The following is a 23,959-nucleotide window of genomic DNA, read 5'->3' as shown; positions in this document are numbered from 1 at the left end:
GATTTGATGGGTATGCTTGCTGAGCCTTCGAGTGAGCGGCAGTTCATAATGTATGAGGCCATTCGCAAGGGGGCGGGAGTAAAGGAGCTTTTCAATCTTACTCACATAAAAGAGTGGTTCATTCAGCAGATGAAAGAGCTTGTTGAGCTGGAGGAGGAAGTGCTCAAATATAAAGGCCGTTCTCTGCCGAATAAGCTTCTTGAGCGCGCAAAGAAAGACGGGTTTGCCGATAAATATCTCGCCAAAATACTGGGAGTTACTGAGGTAAGTATCCGCGAACAGCGCAAGAAAATAGGAGTTGTTGAGGGGTGGCATCCTGTTCCGGTCAGCGGGGTAAAGGATGCCGCATACTATTATTCAACATACAATGCGCCCGACGTGACGGCTGTTTCGTCCAACCGGAAGATCATGGTATTGGGCGGCGGACCGAACAGGATCGGACAGGGGATAGAGTTTGACTATTGCTGTGTTCACGCTGCATTCGCACTTCGTGACGAGGGAATTGAGTCAATAATGGTAAATTGCAATCCAGAAACCGTATCTACGGACTTCGATACATCCAATAAGCTCTATTTTGAGCCGCTCACAGTAGAGGATGTGCTCAGCATTTATGAGAAGGAGAAGCCGGATGGCGTGATATGTCAGTTTGGAGGACAGACTCCATTGAATATCGCTGCCGAGCTCGAAGCGGCCGGCGTAAAGATTATCGGAACCAGTCCTGAGACTATCGAAATGGCTGAGGACCGGGACAAGTTCAGTCAGAAGATGATCAAGCTCGGAATTCCTCAGCCTGAGAACGGCATGGCCCGTTCTCTGGAGGAAGCTTTAAAGGTGGCTGAAAGAATAGGTTACCCTGTCATCGTAAGGCCTTCATTTGTTCTGGGAGGGCGCGGTATGGAGATTGTTCATGACGACGCGATGTTGAAGCACTACATGGCGGCGGCTGTGGATGTTACTCCTGAACGGCCGATACTGATTGACCAGTTTCTTAATGATGCCATTGAGGCGGAAGCAGATGCCATATCGGACGGTACTGATGCATTCGTGCCTGCGGTAATGGAGCACATTGAGGAAGCCGGAGTGCATTCCGGTGACTCTGCCTGTGTTATACCTCCTGTCAACATACCTAAGAAGCACATCGATACCATAAGGGATTACACTCGTAAGATAGCAATTGAGTTCAAGGTTGTGGGCTTGCTGAACATTCAGTACGCGATATACAAGGATAAGGTCTATATATTGGAGGCAAACCAGGCCAAGTTCTTCCCGCATAGCTGTGATCGCCTGTGCAATCTGCTGCGGTGCCAATGCATCGATCAGTCGCTGTAGCCGTTTATCGCTCGGCTGGCCCTGATCGAGCAGACTTTGCAGCTGTGCGCGGCGTTGTTGCTCGGTGAGGGTGAAAATTTTTCCCGGCCGCAGACCAAAACTCATCAGATTTTTGACCCGCTGCAGCGCTTCAACCTGGTCCTGGGCATAGCTGCGATGGCCACGGGCATCGCGGCCAGGAATCGGAAACCCATAACGGCGCTCCCAGATCCGCAAGGTGTCGATGCCGATACCGATTTCTTTACTGAGTTGCTGAATTTTCATTTTTGTCCTAGACAAAATAGTATTTATCAGAATAATATATGAAAAAGAAAAAAGAACAAGCATAAAATCGCAACAAAAAAAGAACAATCAAGCGGCCAGAGTCTTTGGTCTGCAGTTTAGACTCGCAGTGAAGTCACGGCGTTAAAATATAAAGGTAGGGAGTTGCTCTGCTGGTTCAGTTAGTGAAAAGGAAAAGGAGACAAGCATGTTCGTTTATTACTTGAAGCTCTACCTGCTGACGATCCCGGTTTTTTTTGCCATCGATCTGCTTTGGCTGGGCATGGTGGCGAAGAATTTTTATCGGCACAATCTTTCCCACCTGCTCAACCCGGCAGTCAACTGGCCGGCAGCACTGCTGTTCTACTTTGTCTATATCGCTGGTATCATCCTGTTTGCCGTCAAACCGGGGCTGGATGCGCAATCGCTGGCGAAAGCCGCGCTCTGGGGGGCGCTGTTCGGGTTTTTTACTTACGCCACCTACGACCTGACCAACCTGGCGACCCTGCGTGATTGGCCGATCAGGGTCGTGATGGTCGATATCGCCTGGGGAACCCTGCTCTGTACCCTGGTTGCCAGCGGCAGTTATCTGCTCGGCCGCTGGATCAGTTGACGCTTGCCACGGGAGTAACACATGAAAATCTCAACCTTGCTTTGTAGCCTGCTGATGCTGTTCGGTTGCACCGCCGCCCCCAAAGGGATAACCCCGGTCGCGCCTTTCGACCTGGAACGTTATCTGGGGACCTGGTACGAGATCGCCCGCCTGGATCATCGCTTCGAGCGCGGCCTCAGCCAGGTCACGGCGACCTACAGCAAACGTGCCGATGGCGGGATCGACGTCATCAACCGCGGTTACAACAGCGTGACCGGTGAGTGGAAAACCGCTACCGGGAGAGCTTATCTCCTCGGTTCCCCGCAACAGGGGAGTCTGAAGGTGAGCTTTTTCTGGCCCTTTTATGCCGGCTACCACGTGATTGCGCTTGATCAGCTAAATTATGCCTACGCGATGGTCAGCGGCCCGGATCGGGATTATCTGTGGATCCTGTCTCGGACCCGGACGCTGGATGCGGCAACACGGCAAAAACTGCTGAACCGGGCCAGCGAACTTGGATTTGCCAGCGATCGTCTGCTTTTTGTCGAGCAGCAGGAATAACGAAATGCCCGTGCAAAACTGGCGGCGCTGCTGACCCCAATATCCGCGCTCATCGCCCTGAAAACCACAAGCCGCTGCGAGGCTGAAAATAGTCATCAGCAGTGAAGATCACACGTGATTGAGCAGCTTGAGTTCGCGCGGATGCGGGTTAAGATAGAGCTGTTGCTTGAGGTAGGGCTGGTCGTACTTGAGCACAAAGTGGTTGAGTAAGGTGATCGGCACGATAAGAGGCACCAGGTCATTGCGGTAGTCGTCGATCAGTCCCAGGGCCTCCTGCTTTTCGGCGCTGCTCAGCTCGCGCTTGAAGTAGCCGAGAATATGCTGCAGCACATTGACCTGTTTGCGTACTGTGGTACTCAGATGCAGTGCCGCTTGCAGAAGCTCGTTATACTGGGCAAGGAAGGTCGAGAAGGGCAGAGCCTTGCTTTGAGCGACCAGCCGCCCCATCTCGCGATAATGTTTTTCGCTGTGGGAGAGAATCAGATATTTGTGCCGGGTGTGGAAGTCGACCACCGCGCCGTAACTGTTTTTTTCAGCAAGGGCCTGCCGCAAACGTTGCAGGGTAAAGACCCGGGTGATAAAGTTTTCACGCAGCTTGGGGTCGTTGAGACGACCATCTTCTTCAACCGGCAACAGCGGGAAATACGCCATAAAGGCGCGGGCAAAGAAACCGACCCCCGACTTCTGAGGGATGCCATGATGATCGTAAAGCTTGACCCGCTCCATGCCGCTGCTGGGGGAACCCTTTTTAAAGATGAAGCCGCAGAGTTCCTCCGTTTCGAGTGCACGCACGCGGCGCTGTGACCAAGCCTCCATCGCTTCGCTGATATCTTCACCCGTCTTGCTGAAGACCAGTCGCGGCGCATCCGGTTCGCCGACCTGACGCAGGGCGGGTCTTGGCGTCGGCAACCCCAGTTCAACTTCGGGGCAGACCGGGACAAAATCGAAGTAAACCCCGAGGGTATTGACGATAAAACGGTCAAGCTTGTGCTGACCGTCAAAACGTACCTTCTCACCAAGCAGGCAGGAGCTGATACCGATACGGATCTTTTCATTTGACATGGCACCTCCTGTCATGTTTGACGAGTGGAGCAGACTCAGGACAAATAATGCCTGTAAAGGAGATTTTTAACAACCATGAAAACTCACCCTCCCCTGCCAATTCTTCTCCTCGGTGCCACCGGCTATATTGGCAGTCGTCTGGTTCCACGCCTGCTCGACGCCGGTTATGCGGTGCGTGCCATGGTTCGCAATCCCGAGAAGCTGGCCGGTCGGCCTTGGGCCAATCACCCGCAACTGGAAATTGTGCGCGGCGATCTGTTTGATCTGTCAAGCCTCGACGCCGCCTGCAAGGGGTGCCAGGCCGCCTTCTATCTGGTTCACTCCATGAACCCCGAAGTCAGCGATTTCGCCTCTGCTGATCTCGAAGCGGCACAAAATTTTGCCTATTCGTCCGCGAAAGCCGGGCTTGAACAGATCATTTACCTTTCAGGGTTGGGGGACGACTCCACCCCCTTGAGCCATCACCTGCGTTCCCGCACCGAAACCGGCGAAGAACTGCGCCGTGGATCTGTTCCGGTGACAATTTTGCGGGCAGCGATGATTATCGGCTCGGGGAGTGCCTCCTTCGAGATTCTGCGTTACCTGGTTGAGCGCCTGCCAATCATGATCACACCCCGCTGGGTACAGACCCGCTGCCAGCCGATCGCAGTGCGTAATGTTCTGTACTATCTCATTGGTTGTCTTAAACAGCCTGAAACCCGTGGCGAGACCTTTGATATCGGCTGTGATGAGATCCTCGACTACCGCATGCTGATGCGCATCTATGCCGAAGAAGCCGGCTTGCCGCGACGGCTGATTCTGCCGGTCCCTTTTCTCACCCCGCGCCTCAGCTCCTACTGGATCCATCTGGTTACGCCGGTGCCGGCTGCGCTTGCCAAACCCCTTGCCGAAGGGCTGAGCTGCCCGGTTCTGGTGCAAGACAGGCGGATTCGCGACCTGATTCCGCAGGAAATTTTCAGCTGTCGTACCGCGATCCGTCTCGCCCTCGAACGGATTCGTGAACAGCATATCGAAAGTGCCTGGTACGATGCCGGACAGCTCCCCCCGGTGGAATGGATCAACCACGGCGACCCGACCTGGGCGGGTGGCGCCATGTACGTTGATGCGCGGGAAGTGGTGCTGGAAGCTTCTGCCCTGCAAGTCTGGGAAACTCTCAGCCGCATCGGCGGTGAAAATGGTTGGTTTTTCGCCGACTGGCTCTGGCGTCTGCGCGGACTGCTCGACAAACTCGTCGGCGGGGTGGGCTTACGTCGTGGTCGGCGTGACCCGCAACAACTGGCAGTCGGCGATGCTCTTGACTTCTGGCGGGTGGCGCGGGTCGATGAAGCCCGGCGACTGATGCTGGTGGCCGAAATGAAATTGCCGGGTGAAGCCATTCTGACCTTCGAGCTGCACGAAAATGGTGCTTCGACACGCCTGGTTCAGCGAGCCTGGTTTCATCCGCAGGGTCTGCTCGGCATGATCTACTGGTGGCTGGTGGTCCCGCTGCATCACTTCGTCTTCAATGGTATGCTCAAGGGGATCGCCGAAGACTGCGCGGGAAAAATCGTCACCGGCCCCACGAAAATATCCGAATGAGCCCCGATACTTATTATAGACCGGCAATCCGAGGTGAATCTCCCCAGCTCATAACGCGGCTCCTCCGGCACCCCTGCGAGTTGTTTGAGCATCCAGCCGATGCATACTAGGCCCGCTACCAAGCTTGCTATATTCCAGAAACGGTTAGCTTTGTAGCATTTAAGTAAAAATGGCTATACCCTTTTTTGAGAAAAACCGACCGCAAGTTGGTTAACCCAAGAAACCAAGGAGTATAGCCATAAAGAAAATTCAAACAAAAAAGCTTAAGTTCGTCAATGACAAAACGCTGATCGCCACGGGGACGTTCTTGATATTTTGATATTTACCCATTTTTGGTTATACACCAGACATGCCTGCCTAAGAAAAAATGGATTTATTAATTCATCGCCGAAGGTTGAGCGTTCCGCCGTCGCTTCAGGTTGGCGGTTCACTCCGTAGCCGGTGAATTCACTTTGCAGGTGACGGGCCAGAACACTTCGTGTGGCGTCCGGTATCCATCCTCCTCAGGGTCATGGGAAGGCATAACCGGCGGGTTTCGTCCCGCCAGCCGACATCCTTTTGCCCGGCAGCAAAAGGATGCAAAAGTGCCTGCGCTCGCAGCGGGCATGGTGGTTTGCGTATCGCTGTGATTTTAATCAGGGGAGAACGAATGCCAAGATTTTACCGGTCTGCACCGGGACGGAAGCTTTTTTTGGGGCCCCGTTGGCGTTTAAAATTGCTATGGCCGGGTTTCATTTCGGCTTCAATACAGCCCGTCCCGTTAACTCCGTAGCCCAAGAAAACGCAACGTTGATTCCAGTGTCAAATTGACAATCTGCTCCGGGTGGATGCCCCCCGCGCTGATCATCTGCAGTGCCTCGGCAAATTCACCGACACCCTGCGAAAAATGCGCATCGCTGCCAAGCGCGACCGGCGCTTCATAGTGTGCGCAAAGCCGGATAATCTCACGACAATTTGGCGAGCTGCCACAACGGCTGAGGGAAAACGACGCATTGTTGATTTCCAGCGCCGTGCCCGTGGCAACGGCCTGTTGCACAACCCGTTTATAATCAAGGGGGAAGAGCGGATTGCCCGGATGGGTGATGATCTTGACGTGGGGATTTTCCATCACCGCGAGCAGCGCGCGTGTATTTTCTTTCTTGCCTTGATTGCCGAAGCCGCACTCCTCATGGAAGCCGGCCATCACCACGTCCAGTTGAGTCGTGATCTCCTGTGGCAGATCGATCATGCCGATGCCGACAATATTCGCTTCAGCACCTTTCAGAATACGCACTCCCGACAGCGTGGCGGGGAGAAAGCGGAGAGCGAGAAAATGGTAGAGGTGCGGGCCACCCGGAATCATCGGTCCATGGTCGGTCATGCCGACCCCCTGGAGCCCTTTTCTGGAGGCTTCGGCGGCAATCTCGCTGATCGTGCTGTAGGCATGCCCGGACGCAACGGTGTGGACGTGCAGATCAACGGTGGGTGAGAACTTTTTGTGCATATATTCCCCCGGTGTTTTGATTTCGATGTGCCACCATAGCATGGTGTTCAGACAGGATAATATCGAAATTTAACGCGCTAATCAATGAATTATGCTTGTATGTTTTGCGCTAACAAAGCTATATTGCAAAGTTCTATTATCCCCTTGCCATGGCGCTGTAACCAGTAAAATTATGAAAAGATTTACATAAATGACTCTCAACACCAGCAACGAATTTCTCCCTAAGGTTGAGCGCCCGTCCCGTTATCTCGGTGGGGAACTCGGTGCCGTGAGCAAAGACCCCGCGACCGTCGATATCAGTATGGCATTGGCGTTCCCCGATGTCTACGAAATCGGCATGAGCCATCTGGGACTGGCGGTGCTTTATCAGCTACTGAATGATATCGACTGGATCGCCGCAGAACGGGTTTATTCTCCCTGGCCTGACCTGGAAACACAGCTGCGTGCATCGGGTGACGTGTTGCGCGCGCTGGAGTCGGAACGTCCGTTACGTGATTTTGATATCATCGGTTTTACCCTCCAGTACGAGCTGAGCTATACGAATATCCTGACCATCCTTGATCTGGCCGGGATTCCCCGGCGGCGCGATCGACGCTTTGCCGACCTGCCATTGATTGTCGCCGGTGGCCCCTGTGCCTTCAACCCTGAACCGCTGGCTGATTTCTGCGACTGTTTTATTATCGGTGATGGTGAAGAAGCGGTCGTTGAGCTGTGCAGTGCGGTGCGTGAGTCTCGCCGCATTGATGAAGGGCGCGGTGCGCTGCTCACCAGACTCAGCCGGATTGAAGGCTGTTATGTTCCGGAACTCTTTACTGTCAGTTTTGGCGCCAGCGGACAACAGACGGCGATCACCCCGTTACGGGATGATTATCGGCAGGTGCGGCGCCGTTTTCTGGCCGATCTCGAAAATGCCCCCTGGCCAACCCGACCGGTAGTGCCCTTTACTGCGGCGGTTCACGATCGGGTCGCGATCGAAATTGCCCGGGGTTGCACGCGTGGTTGTCGTTTCTGCCAGGCCGGCTACATTTACCGACCGGTTCGCGAACGGAGCCCGGAGCGGATCGCCCAGCTGGCGAACGCTGCGTTGCATAATTCAGGGCACTGTGAATTGTCGCTGTTGTCGTTGTCGAGCGGTGATTACAGCTCTATTGAAGCGTTGCTGCACGGGCTGATGGATCGCTATCGGCATGAGCGGGTTGCTGTTTCTCTCCCCAGCTTGCGGGTGGGGTCGCTGACACCGGAGCTGATGGAAGAGATCAAAAAAGTCCGCAAAACCGGCTTTACCCTGGCTCCGGAGGCGGGGAGTGAACGCCTGCGTCAGGTGATCAACAAGGGAATCAGCGCCGCCGATCTGGTGACCGCCACGAGCGCAGCGTATCAACTTGGCTGGCGGACAATCAAGCTCTATTTCATGCTCGGCCTGCCGACCGAGACGGACGCTGATCTTGATGCCATCATCGATCTGTCAGCGCAGGTCAAGCGCAGCGGCAAAGGAACCGCCGGTGGGGCTGATGCGAACGTTGCGGTCTCGACCTTTGTGCCGAAACCGCACACACCCTTTCAGTGGGAAGCGCAACTTGATGTCGCCGAAACAATCCGGCGTCAACGCTATGTGCGTGATGGCCTGCGTAATAAAAAATTACGTCTCAAATGGCACGAAGCCGAGATGTCTTTCCTCGAAGGCGTCTTTGCGCGTGGCGACCGACGTCTCGCTGCCGTGCTTGAGCGTGCTGTCGATCTCGGCTGCCGTTTTGACGGCTGGCGCGACCACTTTCGTTTTGACCTCTGGCAACAAGCCTTTACCGAAGCGGGGATCGACGCGGCCTTTTATCTGCGCCAGCGCGACGAAGATGAAGTGCTCCCCTGGGATCACATCGATTGTGGTATTCCGAAAGCATTTTTACTGGATGAACGCCACAAGGCGTTTGCCCTGGAATATACCCCCGATTGTCGTGGCGGCGCGTGTTCCGGATGCGGGGTGTGCGACTTTGAAACCCTGCGCATGCGTTTGGTCGAGAATTCCGAACTGTCAGCCCCGCCGGAGCAACCACTCTTGCCTGTCCTGGTTGATGGCGAAGAGGAGCGGCACAAGGTGCGACTGCGGTTGGCAAAACGGGGCAAGGCCCGCTTTGTCGGTCACCTTGAATTCATGACCGCGATCCACCGGGCAGCACGCCGGTCCGGTTTGCCGGTACGTTTTTCTCAAGGATTCCATCCCGCGCCGCGCATTTCTTTCGGCGATGCCCTGTCCCTCGGGATCGAAAGCGAAGCCGAACTGATTGACTTTGAACTCACCGAAGAGCGGACCCCGCAGTGTGTTGCTGCGGCGCTCGGTGCGCAATTGCCACCAGGATTTCATGTCCTTGACGCGCAGGCTTTGGTGCCGGGGGCGCCGTCTCCGGGGGCGGCCATCGCGGCAAGTATTTACGAGGTAACGCTCGCTGCACCGGCGACCGGGTTGGCGGAACGGGTGGCCGCTTTTGTCGCCGCCACCGCTGTGGAGGTTGACCGACCCAAAAAACAGGGAACGGTACGGGTCGATATCCGCCCGGCAGTGATGGCTATTGACGTCACCGCCGGGCGGCTGCGGATCACCTTGCGCAAAGGAAGTCCGCTAGTGCTGCTCGCCCATCTTTTCGGGCTGGAGCTTGAAGACGCCCGGCGGCTGCCGATTTGCAAGGTGGATATTATCTCTAACGACTGAATCCAGCTACGTATGAATCATATAACCACACTTTAAGGGAGACGAATGATGAGTAAGGAACTGGTCATCAATACGACGGCGTTTGAAACGCGCGTCGCGTTGCTGGAAAGCAGCCACATCGCCGAGCTTTATATCGAGCGGACTCGCGACCGCGGAATTGTTGGCAATATCTACAAAGGGCGAGTGCTGCGTGTCCTGCCGGGGATGCAGGCGGCGTTTGTTGATATCGGTCAGGAGAAGGCGGCATTTTTGTACGTGGCCGATGTGTTTGAAGAAATTGAAGCCGTGGAACGTTTTGTCGAGGGGGGCTCCAACGGGCTGTTGCCGACCGGCGATACTGCCGAAAATGAGATTCACCTGCCGCCCATCGAAGAGCTGCTGCAAGAAGGGCAGGAACTGCTGGTTCAGGTCGCCAAGGAGCCTCTGGGAACCAAGGGGGCGCGGATTACCTCACACATTTCGCTTCCCGGACGACATCTGGTTTATATGCCGACGGTCGATCACATCGGCATCTCGCGCCGCATCGAAAATGAGGAAGAGCGTGAGCGTCTGCGTGAAATCGTCGAAGAGCTGCGCCCGACCGGGAGCGGTTTCATTGTCCGCACCGTATCTGAAGGGAAAACGGCTGAAGATCTGCGCTCCGATATGGAGTTTTTGATCAATCTGTGGGAAAGCGTTGACAAGCGCAAAAGTGGAATCAGCGCCCCCTGTCTGGTTCATTCTGACCTCGATGTGACGTGTAAGGTGTTACGCGACATCCTTACCGAGGATGTTGACCGGATCATTGTCGATGCGCCGGATGAGCGCGACAAGATTGAACGTTTTATCGGCACTTTTATGCCGAAACAAAGCTATGTTATCGATCTCTATCAGGCCGATGCGCCGATCTTCGACGCCTTCGGTCTTGAAGTTGAAATTGCGCGGGCGCTGGGGCGCAAGGTTTGGTTGAAAAGCGGCGGCTATATCATTATCGAACAGACCGAAGCGTTAACCGCCATCGATGTCAATACCGGTCGCTACGTCGGCAAACATAACCTTGAAGACACGATTTTTAAAACCAATCTCGAAGCGGTCAAGGAAATTGCTTTTCAGCTGCGTCTGCGCAACATCGGTGGCTTGATCATTATCGATTTTATCGATATGGAGAAGGAGCCGCATCGCGAGCGGGTGCATCAGTCGCTGGAAGAAGCGCTTAAAAGCGACAAGAGCAAGACCAATATCCTCAAAATTTCGGAACTGGGACTGGTGGAAATGACCCGCAAGCGGGTTCGGGAAAGTATCGGCCGGACCCTCTGTGAACCGTGCCCTTACTGCGAAGGGAAGGGGTATGTCAAAAGCCAGACCACGATTGTCTACGAAATTTTCAGGGAACTGCGGCGTGACATGCTTAACATGCCGGGTTATCGGCTGACGTTGCAGGTTCACCCCGATATCGCCTCGTTATTGTACGATGAAGAACGTGCCGGCATCGAGGAGTTGGAAAAACGCTTCGAAAAACAGATATCGATCACCACCCGACCGGGATTTCATATCGAACAGTTCGAAATTATGGTCGGGTGAATAAAAATGATGCACTCGCAAAGGGTTGCCTGAAGCAACACCGCCCCCGCAGCTATTACTGCGGGGGCGGTGTTTTGTTCGCGACCGGCAGCTGCTCAGGCGCGATCAACCGATTTTCATGACAATCTTGCCGAAGTGCCGGTCTTCTTCCATCATCCGGTGTGCCCCGACCACATCCTCCAGAGGAAAGACCTTTTCGATGATCGGTACAATGGTGCGATCGGCAAATTTGGGCAGCGCCCGCCGGGTGAATGCCTCGATAATCTCGGTTTTTTCAGCGACCGGGCGGGAGCGCAGGACCGAACCGATGATCTGCTGGCGCTTGACCATCATCAGCGCAAGGTTCAGTTCGGCCTTGATCCCGGAGATGACGCCGATGATCACCAGTTTCCCCTTATAGGCAAGGGAATTCATGTTCGGCGCAAGATATTTGGCCCCGACGTGATCGAGAATGACGTCAACCCCTTTTTTGGCCGTGAACTCTTTGACCAGTTCGCTGAAATCGGGGTGTTGCGTATAGTCGATGACCAGATCAGCACCAAGCTCCTTGACCCGCTCCAGTTTTTGCGGGTGGGCGGTAACGATCAATTTGGCATGCGGCGTCAATGCCTTGGCCAGCTGGATCGCGGCGGTATTCACGCCGCCGCCGCCGCCATGCAGGATTGCGGTCTGGCCGTCTTGCAAGTCACCGATCATGAAGACATTGAGAAATGCGGTAATATACGATTCGCAGACGCAGGCCGCTTCCTCAAAACTCATCGTGGCGGGGATCGCCATCAGGTGCGCGGCGTAGGCCACGGCGTATTCGGCATACCCGCCGCCACCGACCAGCCCCATGACCCGGTCACCGACCTGCCAGCCGCTCACATCGGCACCGAGCGCCGCGATGGTGCCCGCAACTTCCAGGCCGAGAATCTCTGAATCGCCCGCTGGTGGCGGGTATTTCCCTTCGCGCTGGACCAGGTCGGGGCGGTTGATCGAAGTTGCAGCGACCTTGATCAGGACTTCATTGGCTTTCGGGGTCGGTTGGTCAATCGCACCGATCTTGAGTACCTCAAGACCACCGAATCCATCGAGCAGTACGGCTTTCATGTCGGTTCCTCCTTGGTTACAGATGATCTTCACAAACAAGCGAACAGTGTCGTAGATTATAAGGGTTCAGGCGATGGTTGCAACCGCTTTCTTGTGGTTGTGGTTGACATGCTTTCTAAAAAGCTTTTTTATCCCCGAGAGTTGCAGGGATGTCAGGGGGTTATCCACGGTTTCTGCCGCTGCTGAAATTATCCCTCAGCTGAAAAAATAATTCTTATCTGCTGAATAAAACAAAAATCGTGCAACATATTGAATTTAAATGATTTATTTGTTGCAGAAGAAAATTATCGGGCGTATAAAGTAACTATTGAGGTAATAATTACCAGATAGGAAAGGTCAAGAAGATGGAGTGCCCGATTTGTTGTAATGGAGATCATGTCGAAGTTGATACCCACGCAGATGGTTTTGCCGGGAATTTGTTCGAATGTGGTTCATGTGAAACGGTGTGGACGCTGGTGAGTCGCCAGATCAAGGTCCTGCACATCGATGCAAAAAAGAAGGTTGTCGGGCAACGCCCCGGAGTGTGTCCGTTCTGCCATGAAGCGAATCATGTCGAACTGGATATGCATTCCGACGGCTTTGCCGGCGATCTGCTGGAGTGTGGGGACTGTGGCGCGGTCTGGTCCGGGATGGCGGCGGATATCACGGTGTTGCACGGACCGATCAGCGGCAATACTTTCTCAATCAGTCACCACCAGCGCTGAAGGCATACGGCGGAGCTGAAACTCCGCCGTTTGCACAAGTTCGCCGCTGGCTCAATCAACCGTTATCATCGACCAGCTCCCGGCACAGATCGAACAACCGATACAGTATGGATCGTCAGCAACATATTCGAATCCGCCATCTGCCAGTTCAATTCGGCGGATGGCCCCTTCCGGGCAGGCTTCCAGACACATCCGGCAATCGCGAAGTCCCGCAGGAGATGCAGCGTTGACTGTCCGCCAGGGCCCCATCAGTTGAGCAGAAGCGGCTGCAGGTTTGCGGGCGGAAAAGTTCTTTCGACAGACAGAATCAAAAGTTGGGTCTAATTCCACGCAGCTTGCTGCGCGAGTTAGCAAAGGTTGTAGGCTGTTGATACCCAGTAGCTTGCTGCGGGGCCATTCATCTTTTCAGATAATAGATATATTACAGGTAGTTATACGCTACAGACAAAGGGTGATGATGGCTTTTCGCAGGGCTGAAGGGGGTATTTTCGTGCAGATGAATCAGTGAAAGATCAGAATATTTACACAGTGTGTAGGCGGAAACCAAAAAGCCCCCGGCGCATGCGCCGGGGGCTTTTTCAGCGGGTTTTGGAAGGATTTTATTCTGCCTTGACCGTAGCGTCTTCAATAATGACGTCGTATTTGTAGCCGTAGCCGAAATCCTTGTTGGTGGTGACCAGGCCACTAACGACCACGGTGTCACCCTGTGTGGCCTGCGCCGAGGTGGTGACTGTCAGGTCATTGGTGCCTTCGCTGCCGGTTCCGTCCTGGATATGGATCCAGTTTTTCCCCATGATCTCGGGGCTGTACTTGACGACCTTGCCGCGGACCTCAACCGCCTTGCCGTTGAGCTGATCCTTTTCGGCAAAAATTTCGGCGACCGTCTTGCCGGCTTTTTTGATATTGGTCAGGTCAACTGCGGCGGCTGCCGGTGTCGTGGCCGGGTTGTCGATTGCCGGGTGACCTTCGGGCATTGCCCCGCCAGAAGCGGAGGCGCTTTGAGCCCCGCCGACGACGACTGAATCGACAAAGTAGACGACATCAAAGGTACGATCGAGAGACTTGCTGTGATAGTTCTCCATCGGCATCCCTTCAGGGACGATCACCGGGTCGCCAGCTTTGGCCGCGAATTGTGGCGCTGCGGCCCAGAATTTTTCTGTGCCGGTATCAACCTGCACATAGGTATAGCCTGCCGCGTCGATCGTTTCAATGACGGTGCCCGACTTGCCTGCCGCCGACGCAGTGGCGGGAGCAGCGGCCTTCTCAGCGGCCGGTTTCTGGTCGGCTGTCGTTTTTGATTCGTCCTTGCTGCACCCCGCGACCAGAATTAACGCGAGCGATGCAACGAGCAGTAACATGAATCTCTTTTTCACGTGTGACCTCCTTGGGGGTCGGATTGAAGTTCCAACCGTTTATTGGTGAATACTCAAAGGCCTTTTTAACATACGGCGCAAATTATGTTCAAGCGAATTCTCACCACAGCGTGTCAGGCAAGCAGGCGGGTCAGCACTGTAACGCAATAATTTTTTCTCTTTTTCTGTCCCGTCAGCGCGTTTATTTGCCGTTGACCTGCGTACGTCGTTTGGACTACTATCCCCTGTCGGGCCGTTGTCGGCCCGGTTTTTTATTCTGCGCGCAGGAGTTTGTTTGTGAGTAAAATCGAGGAAGAAGTCGCCAAACGCCGCACCTTCGGCATCATCAGCCACCCCGATGCGGGGAAGACCACCTTAACCGAAAAGTTGCTCCTCTTCGGTGGCGCCATTCAGATGGCCGGTGCGGTCAAGGCGCGCAAGGCGAGCCGTCACGCCACCAGCGACTGGATGGCGATCGAGCAGGAACGGGGCATTTCAGTTACCTCGTCGGTGATGAAATTCAACTATCGGGATTACGATGTCAACCTGCTCGACACCCCCGGTCACCAGGATTTTTCCGAGGACACCTACCGGGTGCTGACGGCGGTCGACAGCGCCTTGATGGTGATCGACAGTGCCAAGGGGGTCGAGACCCAGACCAAGAAGTTGATGGAAGTCTGCCGGATGCGCAATACGCCGGTCATCACCTTTATCAACAAACTTGATCGTGAAGGGATGAATCCGCTCGACCTGCTTGCCGACATTGAAGATACGTTGCAGATCGAATGTGCGCCAATGTCGTGGCCGATCGGCATGGGGAAGCGCTTTCGCGGGGTTTATAACCTCTATCGCAAGGAACTGGTGCTCTTTACTCCGGGGCAGGCAGTGCGCAACGGCGACACAGTGACCATCACTGATCTGCACGATCCACGGGTCGATGAACTGCTCGGCGATCAGGCCGATGAGCTGCGCAGCGATGTCGCACTTCTTGAAGGGGCTGCCAATCCATTTGAACTTGACGAATACCTCAAGGCGAACCAGACCCCGGTCTTTTTCGGCAGTGCGATCAATAACTTCGGTATCCGCGAACTTCTCGATGCCTTTGTCGAACTGGCCCCGCAGCCCGGTGCGCGTCCCGCCGCGAGTCGCGATGTCGCTCCCGAAGAAGATGATTTTTCCGGTTTTGTTTTTAAGATTCAGGCCAACATGGATCCGGCGCATCGCGACCGGATTGCTTTTCTGCGCATCTGTTCCGGCAAGTTTGAGCGCGGCATGAAAGTGCGCCATCATCGCATTGGCAAAGATGTCAATCTGGCCAACGCGACGATCTTCATGGCGCAGGATCGATCCCATGTCGAAGAAGCCTGGGCGGGAGATATTATCGGCATTCACAACCACGGCACGATCAAGATTGGCGACACATTTTCCCTCAAGGAGCCACTCAAATTTACCGGGATCCCCAGTTTTGCTCCCGAGCATTTCCGCCGTGTACGGCTTAAAAATCCGCTCAAGGTCAAGCAGCTTGACAAGGGGCTGACTCAACTCTCCGAGGAAGGGGCCGTGCAGGTTTTTCGGCCACTGCTCGGGGCCGACTGGATTCTCGGCGCGGTCGGGGTGTTGCAATTCGACGTGACGATGGCGCGATTGAGGAATGAGTATGGGGTCGACGCTGCCTATGAGCCGATCGATTATGCGACCGCTCGCTGGATAGAGTGTGCCGACAAAAAAAAGCTGGCGGAATTTGAAAAGAAGAATCAGGGGAATCTGGCGCTCGATGCCGAGGGCAATCTAACCTATCTGGCCTCAAGCGAGTGGCGTCTTGGGCATGTCGCCGAACAATGGCCGGATATCAACTTTGTCAAGACGCGGGAGCACAACTGATCGTTGCCGTCGACAGCGATAAGGGCGACAAGGAGCTCCTGGCCAGCGCGTGACCGGAGCTTTTTGATGGGGAACAAACAGGGGGTGATCAGCCGTTTTTGATATAGCTTTCGAGCTGATTGATGATAAATTTCTTCTCGTCGAGCGCCGCCTTGACCAGGTCACCGATCGAGACCATGCCGACTAGCTGGTTGTTGTCGAACACCGGTAGATGACGACAACGCCTGTCGGTCATTACCGCCATCGCCTCCTCCACGGTTTCGTGCAGGGTGGTGGTATTAACCAGAGAGGTCATGACCTCCCTGACGACCGTTTCGTGTGGCGACAACCCCTTTAGCACTACCCTGCGCGCATAGTCGCGCTCGGTAAATATGCCGGCGACTTTCTGTGCGTCCATAACCAGCAACGCGCCGATATTCTTGTCGGCCAGCTCCCCCAGTGCAGCGAAGACCTTGCTGTCAGCGTCGATAGTGAAAACCGTGCTGCCTTTTTCATCCAGAATATCGCGAATCGTTTTTTCGATCATATCCCGTCCTTCGTTCGCCAGTGTCGCGACTCAGCGTCGTGCCGAAGTAAAAATCTCAAGAATCATCGGTGATTGCCATTAAAATGTCAAGGGGGAGTGCCTTTTCCAGGGACAGAATTCGCCCACAACCTTCACAATTAAGCAGCGCATGGTTCCCCTCTTCTCCGATGATAAACAATGCGATAAAAACCCGCCGACGTATTGACAGAATAAACATGTGATCATACAATCATGCGTAAAAATGAAATGTGTGACACGAAAAGAGTCCGTTTATGGCGAATAAAAAAACTTCGGTCACAACTGTAGGCGACGATAGCTGCGCCGTTTACGGCATTCACGAAGAAATTATCCGTGGCGTACAGCAGCAATGGCCTGGGGCGGAGAGTCTCGAAGCGCTGGCGGAATTTTACCGGCTGTTCGGCGACAAGACCCGGCTGGGGATCATCTGGGCGTTGAGCGTCCACGAGATGTGCGTTTGTGACCTGTGTGAACTGCTTAAGATGCAGCAGTCGGCGGTTTCACACCAGTTGCGCACCCTCAAGCTGGCGCGCATCGTCCGTTCGCGGCGCGAGGGCAAGATGGTTTTTTATGCCCTGGATGACGACCACATCCGCGACGTCCTGGGCGTCGGCTACGAACACCTGAAAGAACGCGGATAAAGAAAGACGTCCCCAGCCGATGAACCAGTTACACACCGAACGCTATACCCTGCAAAACCTCGACTGCGGTGCCTGCGCCGCCAAAATCGAACGCGAACTGCTGAAAACCGCCGGGGTAGAAGAGGCGGTGATCGATTTTGCCAATCTCACCCTCCACCTGCAGGCGACCGATATCCCCGGAGCGCTGGACGTCATCAGGCGCATCGAACCCGCCGTCGTCGTCACCCCGAAGTCCGCCAGCGGCGGTGAAGCGGAGGCTCACGACCATGTTGCGAGCGACAGTTATCGCAAAGAGCTTGTTTTAATCGGCGTCGCTGCCGTCATTCTCGTCGCTCTGCTGGTATTTGAAGACCGCTTTCATGCCCTGGCCTGGCCCGCAGTGGAATATGTCGCAGCCCTGGTCGCCTATCTGCTGGTCGGCTGGAATGTTCTGCTCGGCGCAACGCGCACCATTCGTCGCGGACAATGGTTCGATGAAAATGTGCTGATGACCATCGCCACTCTCGGTGCTCTGGCGATCCATGCCCTCGCCGAGGCGGTCGGCGTGATGCTTTTTTTCAAGGTCGGGGAGCTGCTTCAGAATCTCGCCGTTTCCAAGTCGCGCCGCTCGGTGCGTGCTATTCTCGCCGCCCGCCCCGACCGGGCCATGGTCAAGACCGCCAGCGGTTTTGTCGAAACAGTTCCGGCGCAGGTGAAGGTTGGCGACAGCTTCCTGGTCAAGCCGGGGGAGAAGGTGCCCCTTGATGGCGAAGTGGTGGCAGGGCGTTCGCAGCTCGACACCTCGCCGCTGACCGGCGAGCCGGTGCCGGTTCGGGTGCGGCCGGGCGATACCATCATGGCCGGGACGATCAACACCAGCGCGGCGCTGGAGGTGCGGGCGACCAGGCCCTTTGCATCATCCTCAATTGCGCGCGTGCTGGAACTGGTCGAGAATGCTGCCGCCCGCAAAGCAACCACTGAAAAATTCATCACCACCTTTGCCCGTTACTACACCCCGGCGGTGGTCGCCATAGCTGCGGCGATCGCTCTGCTGCCGCCACTGGTGATCAGTGACGCCCTTTTTTCGACCTGGATTTACCGTGCCCTGGTGCTGCTGGTAATCTCCTGCCCCTGCGCGCTGGTGATCAGTATCCCGCTCGGATATTTCGGCGGCATTGGCCGCGCCTCACACAACGGCATCCTGATCAAAGGCTCGATGTTTATCGATGCGCTCGCCAAGGTCACGACGGTGGTTTTCGACAAAACCGGCACCCTGACCCGAGGCGCTTTTACCGTCGATCAGGTGGTTCCTGATAATGGCTATGCGGCGGATGATCTGTTGCGCTATGCGGCGGCGGCAGAACTGCATTCCACCCATCCTATCGGCACATCGATCCTTGCTGATCTGCGCGCCCGCGGGCTGGAACTCGACGAATCGCAGGTCAGCGAGCATCACTCCATCCCCGGTCGGGGGGTCAGTGCAACCTGTCAGGGGAAGCGAATTGTAGTCGGCAATGACGCCCTGTTGCACGAAAAAGGGATCGACCACACCCTGTGCGTTTTCGACGGCAGCGTTGCCCATGTGATTGTCGATGACCAGTACGCCGGTTATGTGTTGATTGGCGACCAGTTGAAACCCGATGCCGTAAAGGCGATGGAGGTGCTACGCGCGAACGGAGTCAACACGCTGATCATGCTCACCGGGGATAACGAATGTACCGCCGCCGGAGTCGCCAACACCCTGAAGCTGGACGCGTTCCATGCCGAGCTGTTGCCGGAGGACAAGGTGCGTATTTTTGAAGAGATCAGCGCCGACCATCCCAGGGGTGAAAAAGTTGCCTTTGTTGGCGACGGTATCAACGACGCGCCGGTTCTGGCCCGCGCCGATGTGGGGGTCGCCATGGGCGGCCTCGGTGCCGATGCCGCCATTGAAACGGCCGATGTGGTGCTGATGACCGACTCACCGCTGAAAATGGCTAAAGCCGTGATCATCGCCAGAGATACCCGCCGGATCGTGATGCAGAACATTGTCCTGGCCTTGTCGGTCAAGGGCATTTTCATGCTGCTCGGAGCCGTCGGCATGGCGACCATGTGGGAAGCGGTCTTCGCCGACATGGGTACCGCTCTGCTGGCGCTGCTTAATGCTACCCGGGCCTTGCGGGGCAGTTCTGATCAAGTGTGATGTGGACGCCGTGATGGAGGTTGATAAGATGAAGATTCCCCGGTCGGGGCGGACGAAACGGCTTATTGGCTACGGGTCCTGAGTGGTGAGTGTGGCAAAGAATACAGTCGCTGCGCTGATCATCACCGTCAGGCTGATCCAGTAGGCGTAGTAGGGCCACTCAATGGCCCCATTCGCGGTGCGACAGAGTCGCCGGTACGTCTTGAGATGCTTGTGAATCTGCCAGCGAATTTCAAAGAAACTGACGTTGACGTCGTGTTTTGCCAGCCCGCGCAGAATCAGAATCGAACTGACAAAGTTGACGATCCCGGCAATGACTATACTGCTCAGCAGGAAGTGGCTCAATCGAATGCTCCGTTAGGATGAACGCTGGGTGAGAAAGATCGTACCGGCATTTTATCCCTCTGTCCAGTTTTCAGGCCACCCACGCCTCGCGCCCGCTCTTGGTCAGGTAGTAATCGTAATCCCCTTCGTAGGTCCGCATCTCGCCGTGATCGATCTCAAAGACCCGGTTGACCAGCGCGCGCAAAAAGTGGCGGTCATGGCTAACCAGCAGCACGGTACCGGCAAAGCCCTGCAACGCGATGAGGAGGATTTCGCGAGACTGGATGTCGAGATGGTTGGTCGGCTCATCGAGAACCAGCACATTGAGCGGGCGCGCCAGTAGCGTCGCCAGCACCACCCGGCTCTTTTCGCCGCCGGAGAGGCGGCTGATCCGTTTTTCGACATCGTCCCCCTGAAAGAGAAACGCCGCGCAGAGGTTGTGGATCGAGCCGATCGAGGCGTTGGGGAGCGCGTCCTGCACCGTGGCGAAGACGCTCTTGTCGGGGGCGAGGACATCCATTGAGTGCTGGCTGAAGTAGCCGAGATTGATGCTCGCGCCGATGGTGACGTTGCCGCTGCTCGGCGCGGTCTGCCCGGCGAGTACCTTGAGGAAGGTCGACTTGCCCGCCCCGTTGACCCCGACCACGGCGATCCGCTGCTGCCGACGCACCAGCCCCGAGACGCCGGAAAAGACCGGCTTCTCGCCGCCCTCCGCGAGGGGCCAGCTTTTGTTGAGCTCCGTAAAAGAAAAGACGTCGTCGCCGCTGCGCGGCGGGTCCTTGAATTCGAAGTTGATCTTGCGCTGCTCCGGTGGCAGGACGATACGCTCGATCTTCTCCAGTTTCTTGACGCGTGACTGCACCTGCGCGGCATGCGAGGCGCGGGCGGCGAAACGGGCGATGAACTCCTCTTCCTTGGCCAGCATCTCTTGCTGACGCTTGTAGCTGGCCAGCAGCTGCTCGCGGCGGATCTCGCGTTCACGCAGATAAAAATCGTAGTTGCCGCCGTAGGTGGTGACGGTCTGGTTCCCCACTTCGATGATCCGCGAGACGATACGGTTCATGAAATCGCGGTCGTGGCTGGTCATCAGCAGCGCGCCCTGATAGTCGTTCGCCAGCCACTGCTCCAGCCAGACAATCGATTCGACGTCGAGGTGGTTGGTCGGCTCGTCGAGAAGGAGCACGTCGGGGTTGAGGGTCAAAATTCGCGCCAGGGCGATACGCATCTTCCAGCCGCCGCTGAACGATTCGACCGGGCGGCTGTAATCGTCGGGGCCGATACCGAGGCCGGTGAGGACCGCCTGGGCGCGACTCTCCAGAGCGTAGCCGCCGCGATGTTCAAACTCCTCCTGGGCGTCGCCGTAGCGCTCCAGCAGACCGGCCAGCGCGTCATCGTCCAGCGGCTCGCACATTGCCGCTTCCATCGACTGAATCTGCTCCCCCAGCGCCACCGTTTTCGCCGAAGCGGCCATCACCTCCTCCAGCGCCGACCGTCCCGCCATCTCGCCGACGTCCTGCGAGAAGTAGCCGATCAGCGTCTTTTTGGCGCAGATGATATCGCCGCTGTCGACCTCCTCTTCGCCGGTAATCAGCCGGAAGATCGTCGATTTTCCCGCCCCGTTCGGCCCGACCAGGCCGCCGCGACTGCCGGGCAGAATCTGCAGGCTGGCGTGCTGAAAGAGGATCTGCGAACCGTGCTGCTTGCTGATATTGGTCAAATGGATCATGGGTGTTGTGCTCCGTCAAAAAAAGTCCCGCACAGTTAGCATGGAGCGTGGATTGGCCGCAAGTTTTTTGTATTTAAAGTCAGGATTAATTTGTTCCTTGTCGTTGACGGACGGGTGGTTTAAACTGACGGCGTTATTTTGATTCGAGAGGGTTTGTGATGGATCGGGATCTGTAGGATTATTGATAAAGCCGTGATGACTGCTCAGGACAGTCGTGCGGCTTTTTGCGTTTTTCCGCAAGAAACAGTGAGGGGATCAACTCTTGACACGTGTTGAATTGATTACTTGGTTAATTGTTGAGACCCTTCACGATCTTCACAAATGTTGTATAAATGACAATTTTTGTGCTGCAATTATAAAAAGGGTGTACTATATTATTCATGCTCCCCGAACCACTCAGGCCCACTGAGGCAAAAAAACTGATCCGCAAGATCCTTGGCGGTGGGTTTGTTACTTATGCGCAACCACACGCTGAAGATCGAATGCGCCAGCGCAGCATCACGACTGTAGATTGCGCCAATGTGCTACGCGGTGGCGTAGTCGCTGAAGGCGAGCTGGAAAACGGCAGTTGGCGGTACAGGGTGTACACCCCTCGAATCTGTATCGTTATCAGATTCGAGTCCGAGACGGTGCTGGAAGTCGTTACTGCATGGAGAGAAAAATGAAATGCCAAAGATGCGAACACGGTGAATTCATCGAGACGCAAGAAAATTATCACTATCGCGAATGCGGGCTGGACAATGTTACCTTGGTTGGGCTCAATGTTCGCAAGTGCCCGGAGTGTGGCAACATCATGCCGCTGATCCCCAACATCGAGGGACTTCACGATGCGTTGGCTCGTGCAATCATCAACAAAGATGGTGCTCTGACTCCGGCAGAGATTGTGTTCCTGAGAAAAGCCCTCGGTTGGTCAGCTACCGATTTCGCCCGTAACATGCACTGCGACCGGGCCCAGGTCTCCAAGTGGGAGCATGGGACCGTTGTCATGTCCAAGCCTTACGACCTCCTGCTGCGGGAAATGGTCGTGTCAGGTAAAAAGATTACCGACTACCACCGTGCTGAGCTCAACTGGAATAAAGAAGCCCAGCCTCACCCTTTCCGACTGCAAATGGGAAAAAGGAGCTGGAGAGAGGCCGCCAGGTTGCCAAATTAGTCCAAAGTTGCCATCCTGGAAGCCCGACCTCGCCGCGACCCCCATGGTATAAAAATGTTTGCATCCATTACTACAAGTAAAAAAATATGGTGAAAATATGGTGTCAGGCTTGCAACTTGGGAAGTTAACGATAAACTATCATCATGCCACGGAAACCACGAATCCATTATCCCGGTGCCCTGTACCACGTCATGTTGCGTGGTAACGGTGGTGCGCCGATCTTTGCCGATGACCGGGACCGTTATCGACTCTTTCTTTTTTTGCAGGAGGTTGTGGAGCGGCTTGGCTGCCACGTCTATGCTTATTGTTTGATGGACAACCACCTCCATCTTGGGGTTCAGGTTGGCTCGGTTCCGCTGTCCAAAATCATGCAGATTCTTGCCTCGCGCTACACCCGGTGGTCAAACTGGCGGCAGCAGAAAACCGGCCACCTCTTTCAGGGGCGCTACAAGGCGATTCTCGTCGAGGAAGACGCCTATCTGCTGCAACTCATTGCCTATCTCCACCTGAATCCGGTTCGCGCCGGGATGACAACTGGAGCCGAGGACTACCGCTGGAGCAGCCATCGGGCCTATCTGGGCCGGGAAGTTGTTCCCTGGCTATGGAGCGCCCCTGTATTGGGGCAGTTGTCTGCGAATGGAGCAGAAGCCAGGTGCCTTTTCGCCGATTTTGTCAATAAAGAAGAGGGGCGCGGTCATCGGCGGGAATTCCATGGGGCAGGGGAGCAGGACCCACGGATTTGCGGGGAGGAGACCTTTGTCGCCGAGGTATTGGAGCAGGCCGACGAAAAGTTCGTGGTTCGTCCCGATCTGGCCGCAACGGTGGCCTGCGTGACGGAATATTTCGGCACCGAACTGGAGACGCTGAGGGCTGCCGGACAGAATCGTCACCGGTCGCAAATCCGTGCGTTTGCCGCCTGGGCGGTATCCGGGTTCAGCTCCTCAACCCTGTCCGCCCTTGGAGCCCTGTTGGCGCGCGATGTGAGTTCGCTGAGTTCTGCTGTGCATCGTCTGGATCAGCGGTGTTCGTGGAACGACGATCTCGCCAGGGTGAAAAGAGAACTTGCCGCTAAACTTACCAACTTGCAAGCCTGACACCAAAGACTTTGACACCAAAGACTTTCCAAGCTGAAAACCGGGGACATCGTGGATAGCTGGAGCACATTACGGGAGACCTTTTCGGTGCAGCAACGGGTTACCGCGACATTCAAGCAACGGGATGGCCGAACTCTCCATGTCCGCAAGGCCACGG

At 55.6% G+C, this 23,959-nt stretch carries 21 protein-coding genes and 1 pseudogene; 13 read left to right on the top strand and 9 right to left on the bottom strand.

What is annotated here, in order from left to right:
• Window positions 1-1,329: ATP-grasp domain-containing protein (locus K0A93_12300; protein ID MBW6512870.1), on the top strand; the 1,329-nt coding region annotated here is incomplete at its 5' end.
• 75 nt (window positions 1,330-1,404) lie between these two features.
• Here K0A93_12300 and K0A93_12295 read toward each other — a convergent pair.
• Window positions 1,405-1,656 (bottom strand): annotated as a pseudogene (locus tag K0A93_12295) (MerR family transcriptional regulator).
• A gap of 142 nt (window positions 1,657-1,798) precedes the next feature.
• Between K0A93_12295 and K0A93_12290 the strand changes: the two are divergent.
• Both K0A93_12290 and K0A93_12285 read left to right on the top strand, forming a co-directional pair.
• Window positions 1,799-2,203 carry a DUF2177 family protein gene (locus K0A93_12290; protein ID MBW6512869.1) on the top strand — a complete coding sequence of 135 codons (405 nt, stop codon included), beginning with the start codon at window positions 1,799-1,801 and terminating at the stop codon, window positions 2,201-2,203.
• Between the two features lie 21 nt (window positions 2,204-2,224).
• Window positions 2,225-2,743 carry a lipocalin family protein gene (locus tag K0A93_12285; protein MBW6512868.1) on the top strand — a complete coding sequence of 173 codons (519 nt, stop codon included), beginning with the start codon at window positions 2,225-2,227 and terminating at the stop codon, window positions 2,741-2,743.
• Window positions 2,744-2,851: 108 nt separating this feature from the next.
• On the opposite strand, the gene K0A93_12280 is transcribed toward K0A93_12285, so the two are convergent.
• A complete protein-coding gene (locus tag K0A93_12280) occupies window positions 2,852-3,805 on the bottom strand; it encodes a DUF523 and DUF1722 domain-containing protein (protein ID MBW6512867.1) in 954 nt (317 codons plus the stop codon).
• A 75-nt stretch (window positions 3,806-3,880) separates the two neighbouring features.
• On the opposite strand from K0A93_12280, the gene K0A93_12275 reads away from it, so the two are divergent.
• Window positions 3,881-5,383 carry an SDR family oxidoreductase gene (locus K0A93_12275; GenBank protein ID MBW6512866.1) on the top strand — a complete coding sequence of 501 codons (1,503 nt, stop codon included), beginning with the start codon at window positions 3,881-3,883 and terminating at the stop codon, window positions 5,381-5,383.
• A gap of 760 nt (window positions 5,384-6,143) precedes the next feature.
• Here K0A93_12275 and K0A93_12270 read toward each other — a convergent pair.
• Window positions 6,144-6,866 (bottom strand): phosphatase, encoded by a 723-nt coding sequence (locus K0A93_12270; protein MBW6512865.1) that lies wholly within the window; start codon window positions 6,864-6,866, stop codon window positions 6,144-6,146.
• Window positions 6,867-7,056: 190 nt separating this feature from the next.
• Between K0A93_12270 and K0A93_12265 the strand changes: the two genes are divergently transcribed.
• Both K0A93_12265 and K0A93_12260 read left to right on the top strand, forming a co-directional pair.
• Window positions 7,057-9,570, top strand: a complete 2,514-nt coding sequence (locus K0A93_12265) for a TIGR03960 family B12-binding radical SAM protein (GenBank protein ID MBW6512864.1) — start codon at window positions 7,057-7,059, stop codon at window positions 9,568-9,570.
• A gap of 48 nt (window positions 9,571-9,618) precedes the next feature.
• Window positions 9,619-11,130 (top strand): Rne/Rng family ribonuclease, encoded by a 1,512-nt coding sequence (locus K0A93_12260; protein ID MBW6512863.1) that lies wholly within the window; start codon window positions 9,619-9,621, stop codon window positions 11,128-11,130.
• A gap of 105 nt (window positions 11,131-11,235) precedes the next feature.
• On the opposite strand, the gene K0A93_12255 is transcribed toward K0A93_12260, so the two are convergent.
• Window positions 11,236-12,222 (bottom strand): NAD(P)H-quinone oxidoreductase, encoded by a 987-nt coding sequence (locus tag K0A93_12255; protein ID MBW6512862.1) that lies wholly within the window; start codon window positions 12,220-12,222, stop codon window positions 11,236-11,238.
• Window positions 12,223-12,566: 344 nt separating this feature from the next.
• Between K0A93_12255 and K0A93_12250 the strand changes: the two genes are divergently transcribed.
• Window positions 12,567-12,926, top strand: coding sequence for a hypothetical protein (locus tag K0A93_12250; protein MBW6512861.1), 360 nt, complete (start codon window positions 12,567-12,569; stop codon window positions 12,924-12,926).
• A gap of 51 nt (window positions 12,927-12,977) precedes the next feature.
• On the opposite strand, the gene K0A93_12245 is transcribed toward K0A93_12250, so the two are convergent.
• Window positions 12,978-13,256, bottom strand: coding sequence for a hypothetical protein (locus K0A93_12245; GenBank protein ID MBW6512860.1), 279 nt, complete (start codon window positions 13,254-13,256; stop codon window positions 12,978-12,980).
• Between the two features lie 269 nt (window positions 13,257-13,525).
• Window positions 13,526-14,299: an SH3-like domain-containing protein gene (locus K0A93_12240; GenBank protein ID MBW6512859.1), complete on the bottom strand. Its 774-nt coding sequence runs from the start codon at window positions 14,297-14,299 to the stop codon at window positions 13,526-13,528.
• Between the two features lie 276 nt (window positions 14,300-14,575).
• Here K0A93_12240 and K0A93_12235 point away from each other — a divergent pair, with 276 nt between their 5' ends.
• Window positions 14,576-16,159 (top strand): peptide chain release factor 3, encoded by a 1,584-nt coding sequence (locus K0A93_12235; GenBank protein ID MBW6512858.1) that lies wholly within the window; start codon window positions 14,576-14,578, stop codon window positions 16,157-16,159.
• Window positions 16,160-16,247: 88 nt separating this feature from the next.
• Here K0A93_12235 and K0A93_12230 read toward each other — a convergent pair whose 3' ends face one another.
• The gene (locus tag K0A93_12230; protein MBW6512857.1) at window positions 16,248-16,682 is read right to left on the bottom strand and encodes a CBS domain-containing protein; all 435 of its coding nucleotides are present in this window, start codon (window positions 16,680-16,682) and stop codon (window positions 16,248-16,250) included.
• Between the two features lie 275 nt (window positions 16,683-16,957).
• Between K0A93_12230 and K0A93_12225 the strand changes: the two genes are divergently transcribed.
• Window positions 16,958-17,344 carry a metalloregulator ArsR/SmtB family transcription factor gene (locus K0A93_12225; GenBank protein ID MBW6512856.1) on the top strand — a complete coding sequence of 129 codons (387 nt, stop codon included), beginning with the start codon at window positions 16,958-16,960 and terminating at the stop codon, window positions 17,342-17,344.
• 19 nt (window positions 17,345-17,363) lie between these two features.
• On the top strand, window positions 17,364-19,505 hold the full coding sequence (gene cadA / locus K0A93_12220) for a cadmium-translocating P-type ATPase (protein ID MBW6512855.1): 2,142 nt from the start codon (window positions 17,364-17,366) through the stop codon (window positions 19,503-19,505).
• Between the two features lie 69 nt (window positions 19,506-19,574).
• Here the strand turns inward: cadA and K0A93_12215 are convergent, their stop codons facing one another.
• Together K0A93_12215 and K0A93_12210 are read right to left on the bottom strand one after the other, a co-directional pair.
• The gene (locus tag K0A93_12215) at window positions 19,575-19,850 is read right to left on the bottom strand and encodes a hypothetical protein (GenBank protein ID MBW6512854.1); all 276 of its coding nucleotides are present in this window, start codon (window positions 19,848-19,850) and stop codon (window positions 19,575-19,577) included.
• Between the two features lie 70 nt (window positions 19,851-19,920).
• On the bottom strand, window positions 19,921-21,555 hold the full coding sequence (locus K0A93_12210) for an ATP-binding cassette domain-containing protein (GenBank protein MBW6512853.1): 1,635 nt from the start codon (window positions 21,553-21,555) through the stop codon (window positions 19,921-19,923).
• Window positions 21,556-21,935: 380 nt separating this feature from the next.
• On the opposite strand from K0A93_12210, the gene K0A93_12205 reads away from it, so the two are divergent.
• The 3 genes from K0A93_12205 (at window position 21,936) to K0A93_12195 (ending at window position 23,802) form a co-directional block, all read left to right on the top strand.
• Complete coding sequence (locus K0A93_12205) at window positions 21,936-22,220, top strand: DUF4258 domain-containing protein (GenBank protein ID MBW6512852.1); 285 nt, start codon at window positions 21,936-21,938, stop codon at window positions 22,218-22,220.
• Window positions 22,217-22,708 (top strand): hypothetical protein, encoded by a 492-nt coding sequence (locus K0A93_12200; GenBank protein ID MBW6512851.1) that lies wholly within the window; start codon window positions 22,217-22,219, stop codon window positions 22,706-22,708. Before K0A93_12205 ends, K0A93_12200 begins: the two co-directional genes overlap by 4 nt.
• Window positions 22,709-22,851: 143 nt before the next feature.
• A complete protein-coding gene (locus K0A93_12195) occupies window positions 22,852-23,802 on the top strand; it encodes a transposase (protein ID MBW6512850.1) in 951 nt (316 codons plus the stop codon).
• The last annotated feature ends 157 nt before the right edge of the window (window positions 23,803-23,959 follow it).

The organism is Desulfuromonadaceae bacterium, assembly GCA_019429445.1.
Classification (GTDB): domain Bacteria; phylum Desulfobacterota; class Desulfuromonadia; order Desulfuromonadales; family JAHYIW01; genus JAHYIW01.
This window is presented reverse-complemented; position numbering and strand designations above follow the sequence as displayed.

Coding starts and splice junctions, on each gene's coding strand:
- cadA (MBW6512855.1), top strand. CDS start 17,364: ATGAACCAGTTACACACCGAACGCTATACCCTGCAAAACCTCGACTGC.
- K0A93_12210 (MBW6512853.1), bottom strand. CDS start 21,555: ATGATCCATTTGACCAATATCAGCAAGCAGCACGGTTCGCAGATCCTC.
- K0A93_12280 (MBW6512867.1), bottom strand. CDS start 3,805: ATGTCAAATGAAAAGATCCGTATCGGTATCAGCTCCTGCCTGCTTGGT.
- K0A93_12265 (MBW6512864.1), top strand. CDS start 7,057: ATGACTCTCAACACCAGCAACGAATTTCTCCCTAAGGTTGAGCGCCCG.
- K0A93_12250 (MBW6512861.1), top strand. CDS start 12,567: ATGGAGTGCCCGATTTGTTGTAATGGAGATCATGTCGAAGTTGATACC.
- K0A93_12290 (MBW6512869.1), top strand. CDS start 1,799: ATGTTCGTTTATTACTTGAAGCTCTACCTGCTGACGATCCCGGTTTTT.
- K0A93_12260 (MBW6512863.1), top strand. CDS start 9,619: ATGAGTAAGGAACTGGTCATCAATACGACGGCGTTTGAAACGCGCGTC.
- K0A93_12285 (MBW6512868.1), top strand. CDS start 2,225: ATGAAAATCTCAACCTTGCTTTGTAGCCTGCTGATGCTGTTCGGTTGC.
- K0A93_12275 (MBW6512866.1), top strand. CDS start 3,881: ATGAAAACTCACCCTCCCCTGCCAATTCTTCTCCTCGGTGCCACCGGC.
- K0A93_12255 (MBW6512862.1), bottom strand. CDS start 12,222: ATGAAAGCCGTACTGCTCGATGGATTCGGTGGTCTTGAGGTACTCAAG.
- K0A93_12270 (MBW6512865.1), bottom strand. CDS start 6,866: ATGCACAAAAAGTTCTCACCCACCGTTGATCTGCACGTCCACACCGTT.
- K0A93_12225 (MBW6512856.1), top strand. CDS start 16,958: ATGGCGAATAAAAAAACTTCGGTCACAACTGTAGGCGACGATAGCTGC.
- K0A93_12195 (MBW6512850.1), top strand. CDS start 22,852: ATGCCACGGAAACCACGAATCCATTATCCCGGTGCCCTGTACCACGTC.
- K0A93_12205 (MBW6512852.1), top strand. CDS start 21,936: ATGCTCCCCGAACCACTCAGGCCCACTGAGGCAAAAAAACTGATCCGC.
- K0A93_12200 (MBW6512851.1), top strand. CDS start 22,217: ATGAAATGCCAAAGATGCGAACACGGTGAATTCATCGAGACGCAAGAA.